At 66.9% G+C, this 1,133-nt stretch carries 1 protein-coding gene; it reads right to left on the bottom strand.

The features are described from left to right. Positions 1-1,046, bottom strand: a 1,046-nt coding sequence (locus tag ACWCPM_RS34740; protein ID WP_450980252.1) for an IS110 family transposase, incomplete at its 3' end; no start/stop codon positions are given. Between the last annotated feature and the right edge of the window lie 87 nt (positions 1,047-1,133).

Below are 1,133 nucleotides of genomic sequence, written 5' to 3'. Positions count from 1 at the left end.
GGCGCCAAGCCAGCGTGTTTGACCACGGCGCGCGCGGTGGGAAACCGTGTGAGGTCGCCGGTTTCGGCGAGAATGGCAGCGGCCCCGACCGCCGAGAGTCCGATGATCGAGGTGACCAGCACGGTCACGCCGAGCTCGTCGAGCACTGCGGTCATGCGCGCCTCGGTGTCTGCCAACCGCTGCCGATCGGCGGCCCAGTCGGCGAGCAACAACTGCACCCGCTCGAACGCACCACGTCGATGCGCGAGAACACCGGCCGAATCCTCCAGAGCCGCGAACAGGTTCCGCACGATCCGCAGACAGGGCCGCTGCCCGCCCTCGCGAACGACACCCGAACGCACAGCCTGTTCCAACCGCGCTCTGCCCAGGCGTCGGGTCCGGGTCAGGTCACCCCGGTCGCGTTCGCAGATCACGCGCATCGCCACCACCCAGGAGCGGGAACGGAACGGCTGGCGCGCGGTCTCGAGCGCCGCCGGCCACACACATTCGAGCAACGCCCGCATCTGCTGAACCTGGGCAACCATCCCGACGATCAGGTGTTCGCGTCGAGCACCCAAATGCCGCAACCTGCCCCAGGTTTCGTCGACCGGCTCAGGCACATAGCACCGCAGCTGCGCCGTGAGCCGGGCGATCAGCACTGCGTCCTTGTCGTCGGTCTTGTCGCTGGTGAGGTCTTCCGCGCGGCGCGACCAGGCGGTCATCGCCGGTTGCACGCACACGAACGACATGCCGCGGTCGGAGGCCAACTGCCCGAGCACCCGCCATCGATGGCCGGTCGGTTCACACGCCACGCTCACTCCAGAGAAGCCAGCTCTTGCGGCATGATCGGCAGCCCAGTCCAGCGCGGCACCCAGGTCCCAGGCGCGACATCGGAATGTTCTGCGCGCCAGCACCTTCGAATCATGATCGGCGACAACAACCATCTGTTTACGTTCGGCCAGGTCGATCCCGACGATCGCGTTGTTCGTCGGAATCAGCTCCCGCAACCGGGCCAGACGCGCGTTGCGGTTGCGATCACCCCGGGACACGCCACTACCGTTACTCATGGAACGTCCTCCTACCGCGATGGGACACCAAGCCCGACAAGCGCATCAGGAGGACGTTCCCCACGTCCAGACACCCGAGGCACAGAA

This window comes from Streptomyces sp. NPDC002309, assembly GCF_053593375.1.
This window is presented reverse-complemented; position numbering and strand designations above follow the sequence as displayed.